The sequence below is a fragment of the Vreelandella profundi genome, assembly GCF_019722725.1.
In the GTDB taxonomy this organism is placed as follows: domain Bacteria; phylum Pseudomonadota; class Gammaproteobacteria; order Pseudomonadales; family Halomonadaceae; genus Vreelandella; species Vreelandella profundi.
In genome coordinates, this window is the sequence record NZ_CP077941.1 from 1272094 (window position 1) to 1292895 (window position 20802).

At 55.9% G+C, this 20802-nt stretch carries 20 protein-coding genes; 6 read left to right on the top strand and 14 right to left on the bottom strand.

Annotated features, from left to right (window positions below; genetic code table 11):
- Positions 1-24: 24 nt before the first annotated feature.
- Positions 25-900, top strand: coding sequence for an ion transporter (locus tag KUO20_RS05840; RefSeq protein ID WP_235041946.1), 876 nt, complete (start codon positions 25-27; stop codon positions 898-900).
- Positions 901-1069: 169 nt separating this feature from the next.
- On the opposite strand, the gene KUO20_RS05845 is transcribed toward KUO20_RS05840, so the two are convergent.
- Both KUO20_RS05845 and KUO20_RS05850 read right to left on the bottom strand, forming a co-directional pair.
- Positions 1070-3103 carry a pyrroloquinoline quinone-dependent dehydrogenase gene (locus KUO20_RS05845; protein ID WP_235041947.1) on the bottom strand — a complete coding sequence of 678 codons (2034 nt, stop codon included), beginning with the start codon at positions 3101-3103 and terminating at the stop codon, positions 1070-1072.
- A 10-nt stretch (positions 3104-3113) separates the two neighbouring features.
- Positions 3114-3479: a hypothetical protein gene (locus KUO20_RS05850; RefSeq protein WP_235041948.1), complete on the bottom strand. Its 366-nt coding sequence runs from the start codon at positions 3477-3479 to the stop codon at positions 3114-3116.
- A 184-nt stretch (positions 3480-3663) separates the two neighbouring features.
- On the opposite strand from KUO20_RS05850, the gene KUO20_RS05855 reads away from it, so the two are divergent.
- A complete protein-coding gene (locus KUO20_RS05855; RefSeq protein WP_235041949.1) occupies positions 3664-4806 on the top strand; it encodes a hypothetical protein in 1143 nt (380 codons plus the stop codon).
- Here KUO20_RS05855 and KUO20_RS05860 read toward each other — a convergent pair.
- From KUO20_RS05860 to KUO20_RS05885, 6 genes are read right to left on the bottom strand one after another with little or no spacing between them, the layout of a single operon-like run.
- The gene (locus KUO20_RS05860) at positions 4730-5941 is read right to left on the bottom strand and encodes a four-carbon acid sugar kinase family protein (protein WP_235041950.1); all 1212 of its coding nucleotides are present in this window, start codon (positions 5939-5941) and stop codon (positions 4730-4732) included. The genes KUO20_RS05855 and KUO20_RS05860 overlap by 77 nt on opposite strands.
- Before the next feature lie 2 nt (positions 5942-5943).
- Positions 5944-7191, bottom strand: coding sequence for a RuBisCO large subunit C-terminal-like domain-containing protein (locus KUO20_RS05865; protein ID WP_235041951.1), 1248 nt, complete (start codon positions 7189-7191; stop codon positions 5944-5946).
- Complete coding sequence (locus KUO20_RS05870; RefSeq protein WP_235041952.1) at positions 7188-7733, bottom strand: VOC family protein; 546 nt, start codon at positions 7731-7733, stop codon at positions 7188-7190. The genes KUO20_RS05865 and KUO20_RS05870 overlap by 4 nt, the downstream gene beginning before the upstream one ends.
- Positions 7734-7741: 8 nt before the next feature.
- Positions 7742-9016: a TRAP transporter large permease gene (locus KUO20_RS05875; protein WP_235041953.1), complete on the bottom strand. Its 1275-nt coding sequence runs from the start codon at positions 9014-9016 to the stop codon at positions 7742-7744.
- Positions 9007-9507, bottom strand: coding sequence for a TRAP transporter small permease (locus KUO20_RS05880; protein WP_235041954.1), 501 nt, complete (start codon positions 9505-9507; stop codon positions 9007-9009). Before KUO20_RS05880 ends, KUO20_RS05875 begins: the two co-directional genes overlap by 10 nt.
- 3 nt (positions 9508-9510) lie before the next feature.
- A complete protein-coding gene (locus KUO20_RS05885; RefSeq protein ID WP_235041955.1) occupies positions 9511-10515 on the bottom strand; it encodes a TRAP transporter substrate-binding protein in 1005 nt (334 codons plus the stop codon).
- A gap of 111 nt (positions 10516-10626) precedes the next feature.
- Between KUO20_RS05885 and KUO20_RS05890 the strand changes: the two genes are divergently transcribed.
- Complete coding sequence (locus KUO20_RS05890) at positions 10627-11658, top strand: LacI family DNA-binding transcriptional regulator (protein ID WP_235041956.1); 1032 nt, start codon at positions 10627-10629, stop codon at positions 11656-11658.
- A 41-nt stretch (positions 11659-11699) separates the two neighbouring features.
- Here the strand turns inward: KUO20_RS05890 and epmB are convergent, their stop codons facing one another.
- Positions 11700-12710, bottom strand: coding sequence for an EF-P beta-lysylation protein EpmB (epmB, locus tag KUO20_RS05895; protein ID WP_235041957.1), 1011 nt, complete (start codon positions 12708-12710; stop codon positions 11700-11702).
- 99 nt (positions 12711-12809) lie between these two features.
- Between epmB and efp the strand changes: the two genes are divergently transcribed.
- Complete coding sequence (gene efp, locus KUO20_RS05900) at positions 12810-13376, top strand: elongation factor P (RefSeq protein ID WP_096280910.1); 567 nt, start codon at positions 12810-12812, stop codon at positions 13374-13376.
- Positions 13377-13457: 81 nt separating this feature from the next.
- Positions 13458-14438 (top strand): EF-P lysine aminoacylase EpmA, encoded by a 981-nt coding sequence (epmA, locus tag KUO20_RS05905; RefSeq protein ID WP_235041958.1) that lies wholly within the window; start codon positions 13458-13460, stop codon positions 14436-14438.
- A 14-nt stretch (positions 14439-14452) separates the two neighbouring features.
- On the opposite strand, the gene KUO20_RS05910 is transcribed toward epmA, so the two are convergent.
- Complete coding sequence (locus tag KUO20_RS05910) at positions 14453-16003, bottom strand: DHA2 family efflux MFS transporter permease subunit (protein WP_235041959.1); 1551 nt, start codon at positions 16001-16003, stop codon at positions 14453-14455.
- A complete protein-coding gene (locus tag KUO20_RS05915; RefSeq protein WP_235041960.1) occupies positions 16000-17139 on the bottom strand; it encodes an HlyD family secretion protein in 1140 nt (379 codons plus the stop codon). Before KUO20_RS05915 ends, KUO20_RS05910 begins: the two co-directional genes overlap by 4 nt.
- Positions 17140-17351: 212 nt before the next feature.
- Here KUO20_RS05915 and KUO20_RS05920 point away from each other — a divergent pair, with 212 nt between their 5' ends.
- On the top strand, positions 17352-18020 hold the full coding sequence (locus KUO20_RS05920) for a TetR/AcrR family transcriptional regulator (RefSeq protein WP_235041961.1): 669 nt from the start codon (positions 17352-17354) through the stop codon (positions 18018-18020).
- A 25-nt stretch (positions 18021-18045) separates the two neighbouring features.
- Here the strand turns inward: KUO20_RS05920 and asd are convergent, their stop codons facing one another.
- The 3 genes from asd to rsgA are packed head-to-tail and all read right to left on the bottom strand — an operon-like array spanning position 18046 to position 20770.
- Entirely contained in the window at positions 18046-18879 is an 834-nt protein-coding gene (gene asd, locus KUO20_RS05925; RefSeq protein WP_235041962.1) for an archaetidylserine decarboxylase, read from the bottom strand.
- Positions 18880-18889: 10 nt separating this feature from the next.
- Positions 18890-19732, bottom strand: coding sequence for a sulfurtransferase (locus tag KUO20_RS05930; RefSeq protein ID WP_235041963.1), 843 nt, complete (start codon positions 19730-19732; stop codon positions 18890-18892).
- 18 nt (positions 19733-19750) lie between these two features.
- Complete coding sequence (gene rsgA, locus KUO20_RS05935; RefSeq protein ID WP_235041964.1) at positions 19751-20770, bottom strand: small ribosomal subunit biogenesis GTPase RsgA; 1020 nt, start codon at positions 20768-20770, stop codon at positions 19751-19753.
- Positions 20771-20802: the final 32 nt, after the last annotated feature.

A 20802-nucleotide genomic window follows, 5' to 3' on the forward strand; every position in this document is an offset into this window, starting at 1 on the left:
AACCGATGAGAGATTTTTTGTTCCATGAGTGAGCCCTTTAATACCTGGCAGGCCCGTTTTGAAAAGCTACGGTCGAACAAGCTTTTCGAAGCCGTCGTGATTGCCATTATCGTTGTTTCTGCCTTAGTGATAGGGGCTAAAACCTACGAAGAAACCTCACGGATTGAGCAGTGGCTGCTGTATTTAGATGTCGCCGTCACTATCTTCTTTTTGATAGAAATTTTAATCAGGATGGCCGCTGAGCGCACTCTTCTGAGCTTCTTCAAAAAGGGCTGGAACGTTTTTGATTTTCTGATTGTGACCGCCAGTTTAATCCCTATGGATGATTCTGAAATGGTCCTGTTGGCGCGGCTGCTGCGTATTTTTAGAGTGCTGCGCTTGGTGTCGATGATTCCTGAACTGCAGATGCTGCTCAATGCCCTGGTGAAGTCGGTGCCGCGGATGGGCTATGTCGTTCTGCTGATGTTTATCATTTTCTATATTTATGCCGCCATTGGCAGCTTTCTATTTCATACCGTTGATGAGGGGCTGTGGGGCAATATTTCGCTGGCAATGCTAACGCTGTTCCAGGTGGCGACCTTTGAAAGCTGGGCGACGGCCGTGCTTTACCCCACCATGGAAGTTTATCCCTATGCCTGGATATTCTTTTTAACGTTTATCTTTCTGAATGCGTTTATTTTTCTCAACATGATGATTGGCATAGTGCTGGATGTGATGCAGAAGGAGAGCGCGCAAATGGCGCTGGACAGCGGCGAAGGCGAAGAAGCCGAGCTGCACTCACTGCGCAATGATGTTCGCGGACTGAAAGCACAGCTTGATCGCATGGAGTCAGTCCTCGTTCAGCGCGATGGAAATTCGCCACAGCAGGCCGCTGATAGTAATAAAACCAGCCACGAATGATGTTTTTCGGTGGGCGGCTTGGCTATTAAAGGTGTCAGAAGAAATGTAAAGGTATCAGAAGACATTCGCTGAGCGTTTTTTGGCGATCGAAAGCAGAACGGGGCGGCCCTTTGCAAAGCAAAGAGTCACCCCGTCGGACTACGCGACTTTAGCGTAGGCTTTACTGGCGTTATTTAGGCAGTGCGTAGACCGCGACTTGATCGCCGACCTGATCCTTGAGAATGGAGTTGCCGCCGGCGATAAAGGCAACGTATTGACGGCCTTCATATTCGTAGACGGCAGGAATGGACACCGACGGTGCCTGTGCTTGGTCAGACCACAGCTCTTCACCCGTTTCCAGAGAGTAGGCACGCACCTTGGCATCCATCGACGCGCCGATGAAGATAATACCGCCAGCCGTTATTGCCGGGCCGCCAATCGTAGGTGAGCCCCAGCTCTCTGGCATGAAGAAACCATACTGTTGCGTTACACCCACTGGCCGGCGCCATTTGACGTCGCCGGTGGTCATATCCAGCGCCACAAGCTCACCGAAAGGCGGTTCCCAGCAAGGCATGCCAAGCCAGTTACGAGCTACCTCAAGACGCATGCCGTAGGGCGCGCCTTCCTGGGGTGAAAAACCACTCTCGTTGCCTGAACCGCTATCCGCTTTATCGTAATCTTCCCGGCTGTAAAGTTTCACGTATTGCACGATGTGAGACGTGTTGACCACCGCAATCTGGTTCTCAGGGTCAAAGGCAACGCCTCCCCACTGAACGCCGCCGGAGCTGTCTGGGTAGGTGAGTGCCCCTTCGCCTTGCGTGGTTGGCGGGGTGTACATGCCTTCATACCAAAGATCTTCCCACAGCGCCGAACATTGGCCAAAGCTAACCGCGTCGGCAAGTGCCCATATCTTAGGCTTCTCTGACTGGTCTAGCAGCGGTGCGGGCTTGGTTGGGAAGGGTTGAGTAGGGGCGTAAACCTCGCCTTCAACCGAGCCATCGCCGCCTGGCACCGGACGTTCCTCAATAGGCCAAACGTCTTCGCCGGTTTCACGGTTTACGACGAACAGGAAGCCCATTTTGGTTGCCTGGATCAGAGCCGGAATCTCTTCGCCGTCCACGGTAATATCCATCAGCGTGGGGGCGGAGTTAATATCGTAATCCCAGATGTCGTGATGCACCCATTGACGCGACCACACTACCTCACCGGTTTCGATGTCGAGTGCCGTCGTCGACGTCGCTAGTGGAGCACTCTCAGTGCGATTGCCGCCCCAGTAATTGGGTGAAGGCGAAGAGACGGGCAGATAGACCAAACCAAGCTCTTCGTCCGCGGACATGTGCGTCCAGATGTTTGCTGTGCCGCTTTGCTCACGCACTTCTTCGGGCAGTACCTCAAACGTCCACTCACGCTCGCCGGTACGCGCGTTGATCGAGAACACGTTGCCTGGAGGCGCCTGCTCAAATGCCCAGTCTTTACCTGCCCAGCCGAGTATCAGATGATCACCGACCACGGTCGGCGGCTGAAGCAGCGAAAGCGGCCACTCAGCGTTGGTGTTATTCCACTGGTTGACATCCAGTACGCCATTGTCGGCAAAGCTTGCACACGGCTCGCCGCTATCGGCATCGACTGCGAACAGCTGCGCATCCATGGTGCCCAGGTAGACTATTTTCTGACAGGCTTCGCCAGCGTCAGGTTCAGCGGCCTCCCAGTAAGCAACGCCACGGTTTTTTAAGGCCGGCTGGGTCAAGGCCTCGAGCGTGGACTGCGTATCAAAGCTCCACTTTTCTTCGCCAGTGCCAGGGTCAAGCGCCAGAATGCGGTAGAAGGGCGTACCGATATAGAGCGTATCGTTGGCGAATACCGGCGTTGCGGACCAGACGGTCGGCGGCAGATCACCGTGGCCATCTGACACATCGCCGGTATGCACTTCCCAGACCTTCTCTAGGTCACCCACGTTGTCGGCATTAATTTGCTCAAGCGGGCTGTACTTTTGTGCATTGAGCTGGCCGTGAAAGCTATCCCAGGTCGGCTCGCCGGGTACTAGTGGAATCGGGGCAGCGTTAGTCTGTGGACCTTGTTCCTGGGAGCCGGTCTTCTGCGGGCTTGGCTGATCTTGTGCCAGCAGCGTGATCGGCGTTAGACAAGCGGCCAGAGCGGTGGCTGTGCCCAGCACCGATGTAACAGATCTAAAGCGAGGATGGGTAGCAGGTAAAAAAGTTGGCATGGACGGCTCCTCAGAAGTGGGCGGGGCGGGCGTGGGATGATGGGCGGGCGATATCAATAATAAGGCCAATCAGGCCGACCACCATTGCCGCGTCGATCCACCTCTGGTGCAGCAGTAATCCAGCGAAAAAAGTACCGGCAATGCCAATCAGAATCAGCAACCGTAATGCGATAGTGGCGCCGCGCCCCGTGACCAGCATAAGAAGTAGCGCCATGACTGCCAGGGCAAAACAGGCCGCGCCGGCAACGAGCGCGCCGAGCGTGCCGGTGACCCCGGTCAGCGGCGTGAAATAGGCATAGAGGGCGATGGCGAGCCCGACGAGCGAAGCTATCAACAGCACGATAGCGCCCATTTTAGCCCTGAGTGGTTGCGACATGGCGTTCTGGTCTCCAGGTGGGGAATGCCTTAACACGAATTCAATATTGAGAATAAAGTTAGCCTGGTAACTTTACCATAGGGCTATGTTTATTCGTATCTAATTTGCCATAGCCCGCCAGCGTGTTTTGTGAATGAGTGAGCGCGTTACAATAATAGTCACTGCCCAATAGGAAGAGCTAAGTATGCGTATCTTTTTTACAATGCTGGCACTAGCGACCATGTTGGCGGGTGGTCTATCGGCGCTGGCCTCGAGTGAAGCCTTTGAGCCACGACTAGTGCGGCTTGAGGTGCAGCGCGCACTCCCCAGTATTGAAGCGTCACTGGCTCAAGAGTCCGCGGATATCAACGCCGTTTTTCTTCATTACGCCAACGACCAGGCGCTTTGGATGAGCGCCCATTTAGCCATCTTGCGTTATGGCGATACCGCCCGTGTTACGTTACTGGAGTATGCCGCACTGCCTGAGTTTCAGCAGCTGCTCGTGCGTTTTGGCCCCGATGCCATACTGCCGATTATCTACTATCGCGATAATGATATCGCCACGCTGCGTGCTCAGGCTTGGGTGGGTGAGCACTACCAGCAGCTGAGCCGCTGGTGGAATGAGGACGCTGAGCAGGCGCAGCGCCAAGGCGAGGCAACAGAAGTATCCGAGTGGAGCCCATATCGGCGAGGCCAAATAGGCATTGCCTTACTGGACGCTGAAGGGCATGGCTTGCTCAATCAGTTTGTGGTGGATAGCGCGGGCGATGTGCATTGGCTCCAAGGTGAGCGTGTCGTCGCAGGACTCAGCGATTTCTTTACCAGCGGTCTTCGTAATCTGGAAAATCAATGGCGCCGCGACGAAGCGATTGGTACCGCGGACGTGGGTTGGGCGGGTGTCGATCTTTTATTGATGGCCAGCACCGTTAAAGTGCTGCGGGTGGGGCGTTTTGCGAGAGGCGCACGGCTAGGCAGTGTTGAGGCCCAGGGAGCGCGCACTGGATTACGCTCAGGCATAGCGGCAGGCGGCGGGCGGTTTGCCAGTCTGCCACGTATGGCCAAAGTGGCAGCAGTTGCTGGCACTGCTTATGTGGTGGTTCGCCACCCGTCGCTGGTAAGCGCACTGGGCGCCAATGTAGCTAAATGGTTCAGCTTGCCAATATGGCTGGGGCAGTTCGCACTCTGGCTGCTGGTGCTGCTGCCGGTTCTTCTGATGGTGCGCTTTGTTTGGCGCTGGGTACTGCTACCTGTTTTATGGCTTCTACTGCCGCTTATTCGTCGTTTTGACAGGTTAGCTCGCAAACCTTATCAAACAGCGCGACTGAGCCCATTTGGCCGCCCTTCATAATGACTGGGAGGCGGTGGCCATTGGCAAAGTTTGCCGCACAAACGGGGACGCCCGCTTCCAATGGGCCGATATAGTCGATGCTCTGTGGCTGTAAATGATGGATCGCCAGGCTAGACGTATCCCCACCGGCGATCAGCAGAGTGCCGATGTTGCCGGAACGAACCAGCTTTGCAATCAGCGCTGCAGCATACTGAGCGACCTCTAGCGCGGTTAGCCCATGCGTCGTATCGTCATCCAGCACCGCAAGCGTTGCTTTACCGTCTTGCAGCGGTGCCGTTATTTGCGCATAGAGTTCTTGCGGTTGGCTGGCGAGCTGGCGTGCCGATACCGTCACGATTGTCATGCTATGAGAAGCCGCAACCTGGGCAGCGGTGACAGAAGACCGGCTGCCCGCAAACACAAGCAGCGGGCCGGGTAGGCTGCTAGGCATCTCGATCGTCTGATGATTGGGATAAAGCGCTTCTGCAACGCTGCTGGCACCCACCCACAGCTGGGGCGCAGGGGCATGACGAAACCGCTCGCCAATGCGTGTTAAATCACTAGCGTCAAGCGCATCGCATAGCACCGGCGCGTTGGGCAGGGCTACATCAGTGTGCAGCGCGACCCTATCTAAGCCGTGAACGTTGGTAAGACCCATATCGCTAAAGTGGCGGCGTAGGTCGGCTTCCTGCATGGGCGTGACGGGGTGGCGATGCATCACTGGGTGGCGGTCGATGCGATATACCTGGCCATCAGCGCCCTTGGCAAACAAATTGCCAAATAGGCAGTAGCGACCCAGGCTTGGCTGGCCCCCTACGATCAGCGTGGTGGCTGGCTTTAGCTGAGTAGACAGCGCGTCCATAGCTATCGCAATATTGCCGGTGTGGACGCTGCTATCAAAGGTAGAGCACACCTTTAAATGCACAACGTCGGGCGCGTGCACCTGTAATTGATGACCTATACGCTGCATTTCTGAGCGAATCGCCTGCTGATCCATACTGCGTGCCGCGGTGGCTATCCCAAAGGCATCCAGATCGGCCACTTCATCGCAAGAAGGAACCGTCAGGTAGAGCCGGGCGTTTAAGCCGGCGCGGCGTAGGGTTGCCAACGTATCTGAAGCGCCGGTGAAGTCATCCGCGACAAATATATAGCGCATGCTTAACGTCCGCCGTAGAAGTCGAGAGCCTTGGCAAGCGCCGGGCGGTTGGAGCACTCCAGCGGCGTACCGGCTTCAATGCTTTGCCAGGCTTCCTGAAGGCTGGCAACCCCCGCGGCGACACCGTCTGGATGCGCAAGAATGCCGCCGCCAGCCAGGAACATGAAGTCAGCGCTTTGGGTTTTCTCGAGCGTCAGCGGCAGGGTGCCGGCCCATTGCCCGGAGGAAAATACCGGCATCACGCGATCATCCGTAGCACTTAGCGCCGTGAGCGAAAGCTTGGCCGCATTGGCCACTTCTTCGGTCAGGTCAGCAAATTTTCCACCCATGCCGTGCACGTGCATATGGTCGATGCCGGCTAAGCGGTACAGCGTTTGATAGGCGGAAAAATCAATACCTAGCGCCGGGTGGCGTGCGAAGGCGCCAAAACCGTTACGGTGGCCGTGAATGGCCAGTGGCGTAGAGGCGCGCAGGCTTTGCATTGCAGACAGCCCGCACCAGTTTAGGCTCGCCATCACGCAGCTGCCCCCCTCGGCCTGGACATGGTCGGCGTGACTGCGCATGGCATCCAGTTCATCGGTGATATTAAACGCGATCATAACGTCGCGACCACTGCGTTCTCTAAACTTTCTAACGCGTTCCATCACGGCGCTGACGCGCTCTTTAACCGGCGCGTAAGGGTGATTGCCCGCAATTTCATCATCTTTAATGAAATCGACGCCGGCTTCGCAAAGCTGTTCGACTAAATCGGCCGTTTCCGCCGGAGTCATACCAATATTAGGCTTTAAAATAGTGCCAAAAAGCGGACGTTTACTAACGCCGGTCACCGCACGGGTGCCCGAAACGCCGTGAGCGGGTAGCGCATAGCGATCTCGATATTCGGGGCGCAGGTGCAGGTCCATCAAGCGCAGCCCGGTGAGCTCGCCTAAATCGAAAAGGTTACCGGCCACGGTAGCGGCAAGGTTCGGTAGGTTCACCCCGACGTTGTCTTCCGGGTACTCAATCTCTACCGCCACTTTTTTCCAAGGGCCTTTAATTTCTTTACGTTCCAGGTAGGCGCTGCGCAGGCTGGGTGAGTCCAGCTCCTCCAATACTTCTAAATGCGTCACTCGGGCGCCAAATCGATCTCTGATTGCTTGGGTCTCGCCTTGTACTTTGACGAACGTGCCTGAGCTTTGCTCACCGGCCATCATTTCTGCTACAAGCGATGGATCTAACGGCGTTTCTATCTGATAAGCAGCGCGAATCATGCTTCTGCCTCACTTAGATTCGGGAAGGGGCGCACCGGATCACTGCCGTCCCAGTTCTCTGATGCTTCGCGAATCATGCGAAACATTTTGCCTTTTGGGCCAAGCACTTCAGAAAGCTCAATCACGGTGCCGGGGTGGTATTCGCGATCAAAATAAGCAAAGCGTCCGTTGGTGCCTACCTCACCGCTCATTTTGACGTGATAGCCACGTGCCTGCATGTTAGCCAGATCGGTATCGTAGTCTTCAGTCCAGAAGGCGACATGCTGCAGCCCCGTGTTACCCGCTTGCATAAAGTCACGGTACATCGAGGGGGCATCATTGCGGGTTTGAATCAGCTCAACCTGAATGAAGCCAGAGTTAGCCAAGGCCACCGAGTTGTGCACATCGTACTGCTTACCGTCATAGGTGTAGTTCTCAATCGGCACCCGCGGGTTGTAGAAAAAAGGCCCCACGCCCATCACATCGGTCCAGTACTTCATGGCCGCTTCGATATCGTTGACCACATAACCTAACTGACGAATAGCTCCAAGATATTGGCTCATGACATTTCCTACATGACAAGGTTAGGCAGCCAAGTGGACAGAGCGGGTATTAGAGTAACCGCTGCCAGGGCTGCAAAAAGAGAAAGATAGAAAGGGGCGACGCCGCGGATAATTGACGATAACGGCATCTTGGTAATGATCGATACCATATAGAGACTCATGCCCACCGGCGGTGTTAGCAGCCCCAGCATTAGATTGAGTACGAACACGACGCCGAGCTGCTCAGCAGGCACGCCTGCCTGTAACAGAGCGGGCGCGACAATCGGGGCGATAATCAGTATTGCCACGATCGCTTCTAGAAACATGCCCACCACTAGCAAAAGTACGTTCAGCAGTAACAGCAGCACCAAGGGGTTGTCCGACACGCTTAGCAACCACTCGCCTGCATGGGCAGGCACACGGTCCATTGTGAGTACCCAGGCAAATAAGGCAGCGGACGCGACAACAAACAGTACGTTGGCGGTCGACAGCACGGTTTCTCTCGTGCAGCTCAGGAAGGATCGCCACGTTAGCGAACGATAAATGGCCAGGCCAATGAGAATGGCATAGGCGGTCGTCATTCCAGCCGCCTCAGTGGGGCCAAAAAAACCGCTGATCATGCCGCCCACTAGAAGTACAGGGGCGAGTAGGGCAGGCAACGAGATCAGCGTCTTTTTACGAAAGGCTTTGAAGCTTGGCTGGGCATCGTCGCGTGGCAGCTTATAGTGCCTTGCCATCACGGCGACTTGGACCATCAGCGCAATCGCTACGACGAGCGCAGGAACGACCCCCGCCAGCAGCGCACGGATGGTGGAAACTTCCGCGGCGGTGGCGAAGATGATAAGCGGAATAGACGGTGGAAAGATCGGCCCGATAGTGGCGGCGGCAATCGTCAGCCCAGCAGCAAATCGCTTGGTGTAACCCTGTTGCTCCATCTGACGAATTTGAATGCCACCCAATGCGCCGATGTCAGCGAGTGCCGCGCCGGACATGCCTGAAAAGATCAGGCTGGTGAGTACATTAACGTGCGCCATGCCCCCGCGAATGCGGCCCACCACCATGCGCATTAATTCAAATAGGTGGGTGGTGACTCCCGTCGCACCTAGCAGAGACGCTGCCAGTATAAACAGCGGTACCGCCAGCAAGGGCGTGCTGTCCAGGGTGTTAATAGCCCGCTGGGCCATAACAGTGAACGGCAGATCGTAGAGAAAGATCACCAGTCCAGCCGATAAGCCCAAGCTAACAGCAACCGGCGCACCAATCAGTAGGCTGGCTGCAAAGAAGAGCAATAACGTTAGGGACATACTAAAGCCCTCCGGCGCATTATCCGTCCTAGACGATAGAGTGATATAAGCGCGAGTAATCCGATGCTGATAAGTGCCGGCATGTATAGCCACAGATTAGGGATGCCAAGTGCCGGTGAAGAAAAGCGTGCTGCTCTGAGTAGAAAGCGATAAAAGCCGTAAAGCGTCAGCACACAAAAGCCGAGCGTTGCCAGTTCTGCAATGGCTAAACACAGCGTGCGCTTAATACCGGATAGCGCATCGGCTAGCATGGTTACTGCCACATGTTGGCCATGAAACAGTAAGTAGGGCGTCGCCAGATAGACCATCGCAATGCCGGCAAACCGGGAGGCTTCATCCGCCCATGGCAGGCCAACGCTGAAAAAGTTTCGGGCCAGCACCTGCGAGACGACTAATGCGGTAATAACAATCAGCAGCAGCATCGCAATACCAACACAAACTTCAGACAGCCGACTAAGACTGCGCCCTAGCAGGGATTCATGACCGTTCATGGCTTAACGCGTTTCGCTGATGAGTTGATAAAGATCGCCGTACTGATCGTCGAATTCTTCGGCAATTCTTGCTTGGACGCGGGTACGGAAAGCATCAACGTCGAGCCCTTCGTCAGGACCGATAATCTGCATGCCCGACTCCCTAAGCTGAGCAAGATCACTCGCTTCCGCTTCCAGCATGGCCGTTGTGGCACGTTCACGTACTTCTAACGCGGCTTCAGCAATCGCGGCTTGGTTCTCAGGAGATAGTGACTGCCAGGTGTCATCGTTAATCACTATGACCTGGGCGGCACTGATGTGGCCGGTCAGCATTAAGTGACTTTGTACTTCATTCAATTTTGCAGTCACCACCACGTTGACCGGGTTTTCCTGCCCTTCAACCACACCGGTTGCCAATGCCGTTGGCACTTCTGACCAATCAACGGGAACAGGAATAGCGCCCATTCCTTCAACGGTCGCCATGTAAATAGGGAAAGGGATCGAACGGATCTTGACACCTTCTAGATCTTCCGGAGTGTGGATTTCCTGATTGGCCGTTAGGTGGCGAGTGCCGAAGTAGAACGCATACAGCAAGCGTACGCCTGACGCATCGGCTAACTCTTCGTTCAGTGTGCTCATGACCGGAGAGTCAACGTCCATCACGGCCATGAGGTGGTCAACGTCGCGATAAAGATACGGCGTGTCAAAGGCTGCAAAGGGGGCATAAAGTGAGCCAATGGCGCCCGCAGTGTTGTGGGAAAGCGCGATGGACCCGGTCGAGACGGCCTCAGCAAGTTCTTGCAAGCGGCCAAGCTGTGAGTTGGGATATATCTCAACGGCCACGTCGCCATTGGTTTTTTCTTCAATCGCTTCAGCCAGCCATTCAGCCTGCATGCCGGCAATTGAGTTAGGCGTATGCATATGACCATAGCGAAGCGTGACTTCCTGCGCAGCCACACTGCCTGCGCTCAGTGCGACAGTGCCTGCAATTAACGCGAGATGGCTATTACGGAATAGTTTAACTAGCATTGTTGTTCTCCAGACTATGATTGTTTTTTATTGTTTTGTAGCCAAGTGACTTCCACCTGCTACGAGCTAATAGGCTAGGGCAGGGCTGCTCCTTTAGGCAATGAGGAATTCATGATGGTTTTTGATGTAAAGCGACCGTTAATACCTGATATCGCAGCCGCCGCCGGCGTGTCGACAGCAACCGTTGACCGTGTGCTCAATCGACGCCCCGGCGTGCGTAAAGTCACGCTTCATCGCGTGCTGGAAGCCGCGGTAAAAGTGGGCTACCTAGGTGAAGATGAAGTCAAAATGCGCCTTGGGCCGATCTTTTCCAAGGTTGTTTTTCTATTGCCGCAGGGAACCAATCCTTATTTAACGGGGCTGAATTCTTATGTGCGGGCCTTGGCGGAACAGTCAATGGAGCCGCTTAAAGTGCGCAGTCACTTTATTGAAAGCTTCAATCCGGAGGCGTTAGTTCGCGCACTTCGGCGCTATGGAAAAACCTCAGATACCGTCATTTTCATGGCTATAGAGCATCCAAAAGTGCGCCAAGTGATTGATGAGCTGATTATGGCGGGCAAGCGGGTCATTACGATTATTTCAGACCTGCCCACGTCGAACCGGCATGCCTATATTGGTATCGATAACTTCGCCGCAGGGCGAACGGCGGCGAAAGTCATGGGCGGCTTTTGTCATGTGCCAGCAGGGAAGTTGGCCCTCGTGGCTGCCAGCCGTGCCTATCGCGCCCATATGGAGAGGGAAATGGGGTTCTTGGCATTGGCCGAGGAGAGTTTTCCGCATCTTACGGTGATTGGCCCCCATGAGGGGCACGACAACCGAGATGAGAACTATCACAACACCTGTCGCTTGTTGGAACAGCATCCTGATCTCGTCGGTATCTACAACGTGGGCGGCTCGTCCGATGGCATTGGCCGCGCACTGCGTGAATCAAAGCGCGACAAAGAGATATGCTTCATCGGCCATGGGCTAACCCCCGATACCCGGGGCATGTTAATCGAAGGCGTGATGGATATGGTGATCACCCAGAGCCCACATAGCATCTATGCACAGGCCATTGAGATAGCCAGCGGCGAGAAGAAAGAGCCCGCCCCGACGACAATGGCGATCTATTTTGCAGAAAATCTTCCCGCTGTGAGTGGGTAGTAATGCGTTAAAAGTCGATCCGGCAGATGAGTGCCGCGATATTAAAGCGGCGTTTTGCTCCCTTTGCCGGGGATTTCCCGCACTAGGCGTGGCATTAAAAAACCGGGCAAGTGATCACGAAGCTCGGCGATCAGTTCCTTTGCTTCATTGTCCGCCACATCAAAATGCGCCGCGCCCTGTACCGGGTCCAATACGTGCAGGTAGTAAGGCAGTATGCCTGCTTCAAACAGGCGCTCGGAAAGAGTGGCCAGCGTCGTCACATTATCGTTCACGCCGCGCAGTAGCACGCTCTGGTTAAGTAGCGTCACGCCTGTTTGCTTCAAGCGCGTGCAGGCATCTATCACGGCTTGGTCAATTTCGTTGGCATGGTTGATGTGCAAAACGATCACTTTCTGTAGCCGCGTATTGCTTAGCCATGCCAATAAGGTGTCGTCAACTCGGTCAGGTATTACCACCGGCAGGCGGGTGTGAACGCGTAGTCGTTTAATGTGCGGGATGCCTTCAAGCTGATCAACCAGCCATGCTAGCTGGCGGTCATTGGCAGCCAGCGGGTCGCCCCCGGAAAGAATCGCCTCATGGATCGACGTATCTGTTCGCAGGTAGTCGAGCGCTTCTTGCCACTGCGCCCGCGAAGGGGCGTTGTCGCTATAGGGAAAGTGACGGCGAAAGCAGTAGCGGCAGTTGATCGCGCAGGTCGGGCTGGCAATTAACAGTACACGGTTAGCGTATTTGTGGATTAACCCTTTTGCCGGTTGATGGTCGCTCTCTTCCAGCGGGTCAGCCACATAGCCTGGGGGCGTAAGCGCCTCTTTATCGACGGGCAGAACCTGGCGTAGCAGCGGGTCGTTTAGATCGGCATACGCTATTCTGTTGAGATAAGCATCGGGCACGCACACGTCAAACAGCGCATGCCCCGTCTGGGCGCCTGCTAGCCACTGGCTGCTTAATCCTAGCCGGTCACACAGAACCTGCGGGTCGCGAATGGCCATAGAAAGTTGCTGTTGCCAAGTCAGGGGCGTCTTAGACGCGGCAATAATGATGTTCTCCTGCAAAAAAGCCCTCCTTCGGGTTATCATGCGACGCACTGATCATAAGCGTGAAGCCGCGGCTTCGCAGACCACGTAGCTAAGAATAGGTAATTGAGAGGCGATATGGCGAACTATTCTACCAATGAATTCAAAGCCGGTTTGAAAGTAATGCTCGACGGTGACCCTTGTTCGATTGTCGAGAACGAGCTGGTCAAGCCCGGTAAAGGGCAGGCGTTTAACCGCGTTAAAATGCGTAACCTGATGACTGGCCGTGTGGGTGAGAAGACGTTCAAATCTGGTGACTCGCTGGAAGGCGCCGACGTCATGGATTTAGAGATGGAATATCTCTATACCGACGGTGACATGTGGCACTTCATGAAGACCGATGGCTCCTTCGAGCAGTATGCCGTGGAAAAGAAAGCCCTAGGCGATACCTCAAAATGGCTTAAGGAGCAGGTGCCTTATACCATTACGTTGTGGGACGACAAGGCTATTTCTGTTACGCCGCCCAACTTCATTGAGCTGGAAGTCGTCGAAACAGACCCTGGCTTGAAGGGCGATACGGCCCAGGGCGGCTCTAAGCCTGCAACGCTTACCTCGGGTGCCGTGGTACGCGTGCCGCTGTTTATCAACCGGGGCGAAGTGCTAAAAATTGATACGCGCAGTGGTGATTACGTCTCGCGCGCTTAAATCAGTTTTGCTGCCGATGATATGATTTAAAGGCCACGCAACGAGCGTGGCTTTTTTTCGTGCTTTGCCCTAGGAGTCGTCATGGCCATTGATTGGCAACCCACAGCGTCTATCGAAACATTGCGCGAGCGTGCGCGTTTAATGGCCAGCGTGCGAGCATTTTTTGCTGTGCGTAATGTGCTAGAAGTCGAAACGCCGGTGTTAGGGCAGGGCGGCAGCACGGATGTGCATCTGGTCTCACTGAATACCCTGGCACGCACTGACCGAGGTCAGCGCAGTCTCTGGCTGCAAACCTCGCCTGAGTTTCATATGAAGCGGCTGCTGGCTGCCGGCAGCGGGCCGATTTTTCAGCTAGCCAGAAGTTTTCGCGATGGTGAAGTGGGTGCGCGGCATAATATCGAGTTCACCATGCTGGAGTGGTATCGGCCTCAGTTTTCGCTCAATGAGATGATTGCTGAAACGGCGGCGCTGGTCATGGCCCTGCTGCCAGCGGCGCCTGGCGACATCGTGCATTATCGTTACCGCGAGCTATTTCATACCCATCTGGCGGTTGACCCCTTTACATCGTCGCTGGAAAAGCTGCGGGCGCTGGCCTCAGAGCGGGGGCAAATGTCTGCCCATGCCTTGGCCGATGAAGGGCGTGATACCTGTTTGGACTTATTGATGAGCATGGTAATTGAGCCTCAGCTTGGCCAGCAGGAGCTGAGCGTGGTCACCGATTACCCTACCAGCCAAGCGGCGCTGGCTCGACGCCATCAGGATGCGGATGGCGAGTGGGTGGCGTCTCGTTTTGAGCTTTATGTAAACGGTATTGAGCTTGCCAACGGCTACGATGAGCTAACTGATGGGGAAGAACAGCGCCAGCGCTTTAATGATGATAACGCCGAGCGGCGGCGTCTAGGTTTGCCGGAAGTGGACATTGACGAGAACCTGCTGGCAGCGCTTGAGCACGGCATGCCCGAGGGGGCTGGCGTGGCGCTGGGTATTGATCGTCTTATTCAGCTGGCGCTGGGGAAGGCGCGCCTGGAAGACGTGCTCGCGTTTTCAACACCTAACTGTTAGAAGTGGCATAAGCTTTATGCCTTGATGCGCTTGAGTAGAAACACTAGCGGTACCGTGGCGATATAGATCAGGCCCATCCACGTAAAGATATCGTTAAAGGCCAACACCTGGGCCTGCTGTGAGACTCGCTGCGCCAGCAGGGCAACGGCCGCGTGATAGGCATCAGGCACCGATCCGCTGAGCATGGCTTCATACTTGGCGATTTCCGTCACCACCACCTCGCGGCCGGTGTCGATGGCTGGGATTAGCTGATTCCAGTGATAGTCTTCGCGGATGTCGCGTACCGTATCAAGCAGCGCAAGCCCCATGGCGCCGCCTAAATTGCGCATCACGTTAAACAGCCCGCTGGCATTGCCAACTTCGCTGGGAGGAAGGGTGCCTAGCGCGATTCGCGAGGCCGGAATGATGCACATGATCAGCCCCATCCCACGCACAATTTGCGGCACGCAGAACTGCCAGAACCCTGACTCCACGGTGAGGTTGCTGTTCATCATGGTGCCCACGCCTACCAGCAGCAAACCAAAAAATAGCATCACGCGAAGGTCTAGATGATTAGTGGCCTGGCCGACGATTGGCGCACACAGGAACATCGTTACCCCGGTGACAAACATGACTTGGCCAATCTGTAGGCTCGAGTAGCCGCGTACGTAGCCAAAGAACAGCGGCATGATATAGACCAGCCCATACAGCGCGATGCCGATAATAAAGCCCATGCCGGCGCCGATCGCAAAGTTACGGTTGGCGAAGGCGCGCAAGTCGACAATCGGGTGAGCGCTGCGCAATGTGCGAGTGAAAAACCATACGCCCGCCAGTAGACATACCAGGCTGAAGATAATGATGCGGTCACTGGCGAACCAGTCATCGCCCGGGCCCTCTTCAAGAACGAACTCAAGTGAGCCTAGAAACACCGCGATCAGGGCCAGGCCGATAAGATCAAGGTTGCGGGCCAGCGCGTGATTTGGTTTGTCGATATCTAAAAATTTCCATGCTGCCCAGCACACCAATATTCCCGGAATGATATTGGCTAAGAATAGCCAGTGCCAGCTCTGGGTTTCGGTGATGTAGCCGCCCACCGTGGGGCCGATTGAAGGCGCCATGGTCACGACCATACCAATCACTGCCTGTACGCTGCCCATCACTCGGCGGGGAAAGATCGAGAAGCTGACCGCTTGCGTAATCGGAATCATCGCGCCACCCATGAAGCCCTGAATGGCGCGCAATACGATAAGTTGTTCGATTGACGTGGCCATGGCGCAGCCAAGGCTTGCCAAGGTAAAGCCCGCGCAGGAGAGGGTAAAGGCTACGCGGGTCGAAAGAATCCGCATCAGCATACCCGATAGCGGAATCATCACTATCTCTGCAATTAGATAAGAGGTTTGCACCCAGGATATCTGATCTGCGCTAGCCGAAAGACCCGACTGGATCTCGTTTAGCGAGCTGGCGACGATCTGAATATCCAGAATCGCCATAAACATGCCAAACACCGCGGCAATGAAGCCGACTCGCTGGCGCCAGGACGGCATGTCGCTGACGCCTACTGTCGGGCTTTTGGCCGCTTCGCTCATAGGTCGGAGTGTTCCTGGGTGCTGTCAGGGCTATTCACACGGGCAAACTCTGCTTCATTGCCTGGCTCAAGATCGCGAGTGTCGATTTCCGGCACTGCCGAAAGACCTGCACGCAGCAGATTTAGCGCATTTTCTGGGCCGGTAAAGCGAATCTTGACGGGCACTCGCTGCACGATTTTATTGAAGTTGCCGGTAGCGTTATCTTGAGGCAACAGGCTGAACTCAGTGCCCGTGGCCGGAGACAGGCTGTCGACCACGCCCTGATACGTGATATTCGGGTAGGCATCTAAATGAATATTGACCGGCTGACCGATGCGTATCCGCTCAAGCTGAGTTTCCTTGAAGTTAGCCGCCACATAGGCTGATTCAATGGGCACCAGCTGCAGCAGCGTTAGCGACGGCTGAGCCAGCGCGCCGGCCTTCACCTGCAGGTTGCCGATGATGCCCGCCCGCGGCGCGACGATACGCGTTTTGTCGAGCTGATGCTGGGCGTAGTCGAAATCGGCGCCTGCGGCATCCAGATTGGCTTCGGCGCGAGTCACGTCGCTTTCGGCCACTTCCAACTGACGCCTGGCCGAGACAGCCGCGGCGCGGCTCTGGGCTAGATTGGCCTCAGCAACCCTGAGCGTGGTCTGGTCGTCCTCGTTTTGCTGGCGAGAACCATAGTTGCTGGCGGCAAGAGAAGACGAGCGTTCAAGATGCTGGCGAGCCTGGCCGACATCGGCTTCGGCGGCATCCACCTGGGCGTTGGCCTGGTCGATAGATGCCTGCTGTAAGGCTATCTGACGCTGTGACTGAACGATTGACGCCGCGGCCACCGCCTGTTGCGCTCTAGCTTGAGCCAGCTGGTCGCGGTAGCTGGCATCGTCCAGACGTATGAGTAGATCACCTTGGTTTACCGTTTGGTTGTCATGCACGGCCACTTCCACGACGCGTGCCGACAGCTCTGCACGCACGGCGACGCTATCGGTGCGCACATAGGCGTTGTCGGTTTCTGCCATGAATCGCCCGGTCTGCCACCAGCCGACGCCCCACCAAATCAGCGCCCCTAGCGCGATTAAGCCGATGATGACAGCCATTATCTTGCCCTTGGATTTTTTACCGGGATGAGCTTCTTGCTTGCCATCTTCCGACATGGACACTCCTTAACGATGTCATCCCTAAGAAACGCTATCACCCCGAAGAGACTGCTCAATGGTGAGAAGTGACATGCTGAACGTAGGCGGGAATGGTTGTGAAGACACATAGTGTAATGAATGCTACATTACATGGCTAGTGTAGAAAATAACTGTTTACGGCAGCGTCTGTATAATTAACGCTCTTTTAGCCTGCCTCTATAGGAGTGTGGATGTCTCTTCCAATCATGAAAGATCCGGCCGATAGTGCTAAAAAAACCGATGCGACGCCGACGGCGCGCGGCGTGGCCCGTCGTGAGCGCTTGCTAGACGCGGCGCGAGATGTGTTTCTCGAGCAGGGTTATGCTGGCGCCAGTGTTAATGAGGTGGTTGCCCGTGCGGGCGGCTCATTGGCAACGCTCTACAAGCAGTTTGGTAATAAAGAGGGGCTGTTTATGGCGGCGATGGAGCGTCATATCGCTACCGCTTGGACGGTGCTAGAAGAGGGGCGGCGTGATCAGCAGGCCCCCGAGCAGGTGCTTTACGAGCTGGGCCGCCGCATGCTGATGCTGGTGTTCGATGCCGGCGTGATTCGCTTGGTGCGAGGCCTAGCGTTTGAGGCCGAGCGAGCCCCTGAACTTGGCGAGATGTTCCTGACCCGTGGCCCAGATCACACCCGCCAAGCGCTCGCCAACTACCTTCGTGATCAGGTTGAAAGTGGCCGCCTGGCGCTTGAAGAGCCCCGTGAGGCTGCCGGTATTTTCATGGGCATGCTGCTTGGCGAGTGGCATATCGACGCCTTGCTCGGCCGCGAGCTGCGGTTTGACGAGGCAAAGTGTAATGCCCGCGCACGGCGCTGCGTGGAAATATTTCTCGCTGGTGTGACCCGCCCGCAGGCTTAATGCCAATGATTATTCCGTGAGCTCTTCAGCAGTGGCCCAGGGATTGACCCATCTGAACCGCAGTGGTTTGAGCCGATTCGTCAAAGCTCACGGGCTTGGCAAAGCACATCACTACCGTAGAGCCGAGTTTGAAGCGCCCCATCTCGGCACCTTTGGCTAACGTGATAGGCTGACCAAATTGCATGCGCTGTGGCTTGCCCGACAGCGGCGTGACCTGCCCGGACCAAACGGTTTCAATCGCCGCAACAATCATCGCGCCGACTAAGACCATCGCAAGGGGCCCGTGTTCGGTGTCAAAAATACACACCAAGCGTTCATTCCGTGCGAATAGCCCCGGCACGTAAATGGCCGTCGCTTGATTCACGGAGAACAGCCTCCCCGGGACATAAATCATTTCCCGCAGCGTGCCGGTGACCGGCATATGTACGCGGTGATAGTCCCGCGGTGAAAGATAAACGGTGGCAAAGCTGCCGCCGAGAAACTCTTCAGCCAAAGCGGTATTGCCACCCAGCAGCGTCTGAGCCGAGTAAGTGTGACCCTTGGCCTGCACTAGCTGACCCGCTTGCAGGCGCCCGTATTGCGACAGCGCGCCATCGGCCGGGCTTAGTATGCCTTCACCCAGAGGGCGAGCATCTGGCTTTAAGGCGCGGGTGAAAAAGTCGTTGAACGTTGCGTACGCGCTAGGATCGGGCTCTAAGGCTTGGCTCATATCCACATTAAAGCGCTTGATAAAGGCTTTAATCAGGTTGTTTTTCACCCACGGATTGTCGCATTGAGCAAAATGCCCCGTCAGGCGCGAAAGCGCGTGGTGGGGCAGCGGATATTGAAGTAGCGAAAAAGCTTTTTGGGAAACGGTCACGGTCGTCGGTTCACTTCTCAATCGGTGTGTCGTCGCGGTTGCCCCACTCGCCCCAGGAGCCAGCGTAGCCGCGCATATTAAAGCCCAGCGCCTTGCCTACCAGCCACGTAAAGCTGCTGCGGTGATGGCTTTGGCAGTGGGTCGCCACTTCCATATCCGGCGTTAGGCCCAGGGCGCCCAGCTCAGTGATGAGTTCGGCATAATCACGGATACGCAAAGCGCGATGGCGATCCATGACCTGCAGCCAATCCATGTTGACTGCTCCCGGTATATGGCCCAGGTGCTTGTTGTTACCCCGCTCGCCGTCGTATTCACCCTGCGAGCGAGCATCCCATACGGCGAACTGCTTATCGTCGAGCTTTGACTTGATCTCTTCACACGTAATAAGGGCGTGCGGGTTAAGAATGTCAGCCTGGTAGTCGCTGGGAGTAGGGGCGTTGGATTCGCTGCTTTCCTCAAGCCCTGCGTCACGCCAGGCATGAATGCCGCCGTTTAGATAGGAGTAGCGGGTATGGCCGATCAGGTCTAGCGTCCACAGAAGGCGTGCTGCCCAGCCGCCACCTTCATCGTCATAAGCCACGACGTGGGTGTCGCGTGTCAGGCCTAGCGCACTAAACAGGCGGGACAGCGCTTCAACGCTGGGGACGTCGTTGGGCACCGGCCCTTCGCCGCGCATTAAATAGCGAAAATCGAGGAAAACAGCCCCCGGCACGTGGCCCTGACGATAGCTATCGCCATTAACGGGCACGTCGATAATCAGCAGCTGGGGATCATTTAAGTGTTCCTGAAGCTGCTCAGGCTCTACGATCAGCGAAAAAAGATTGGCTTCTGACGATAGGCTTTCAGTGCTCATGGGTAACTCCTGTAAACGTTAGCCATCCAGGCTATCAAGAATGCGTCGATAGCTGGCAAAACGGGCGGGATGAATCTTGCCGGCCTCAACCGCTTCGAGCAGCGCGCAGCCGGGCTCGGCGCGGTGACGGCAGTCACGAAAGCGGCAGTGGCCAATGAAGGCATGAAACTCAATAAAGCCGTCGGTGACTTCCTGCTCATTAAGGTGAATCAGGCCAAACTCACGAATGCCCGGTGAGTCGATTAAATCACCGTCGGCCACTTCTTCACGGCTCATCGTATAAAGGCGCGCCGTCGTGGTGGTATGTGTGCCTTTACGAGAGTCTTCCGAGAGCGCGCCAATGCGCAGGGTTTCATCCGGCAGCAGCAGGTCAATCAGCGATGACTTGCCCACGCCGCTCTGACCAACAAATACCGACGTGCGCCCCTCAAGCTGGCTACGCAGCTCATCAAGCCCCGTCTCTGTGGCGGTGGTGGTGCGCACGACCGGGTAGCCCAGAGCGCGGTAGCGCTCCAAAAGTTTGCCCAGTTCGCCGCCATCCTCGGGCAGTAAGTCGGTTTTGTTGAGGACCAAGACTGGCGTAATGCCGGTGGCTTCGGCAGCGACGAGATAGCGGTCGATCAAATTAGCATGGGGCGCGGGCTCCACAGCAAACACAATCAGCAGCTGATCAATGTTAGCCGCAACCGGTTTTAGCAGGCCCCGGGCGTCGGGGCGCTTAAGTACGCTGTCGCGTTCTTCTCGCGCTACCACAACGCCTGAGCCTTCTTGGCCGGCGCGCCAGATCACGCGGTCACCGGTGACCAGACCGTCTAGGTTGGCGCGTAAGTGGCAACGCACCGGTTCATTATCGCTATTGCGCACCTCTAAGGTGCGCCCAAAGTGAGCAACGACTCGGCCCGGTTGTTCGGCACCGTATTCGCCAGCAGAAAGCTTTTCAGCGTCTTGCACATCGCGCTTTTCAGCACGCTGGGCGCGTTCCGCCTGAACCTTGTCGACTCGCCACTGCTGCTGGCGACTTAATTTGCGTTTGCTCATGTCCACCTGATGCTAAGTACAATAGCGGCCAT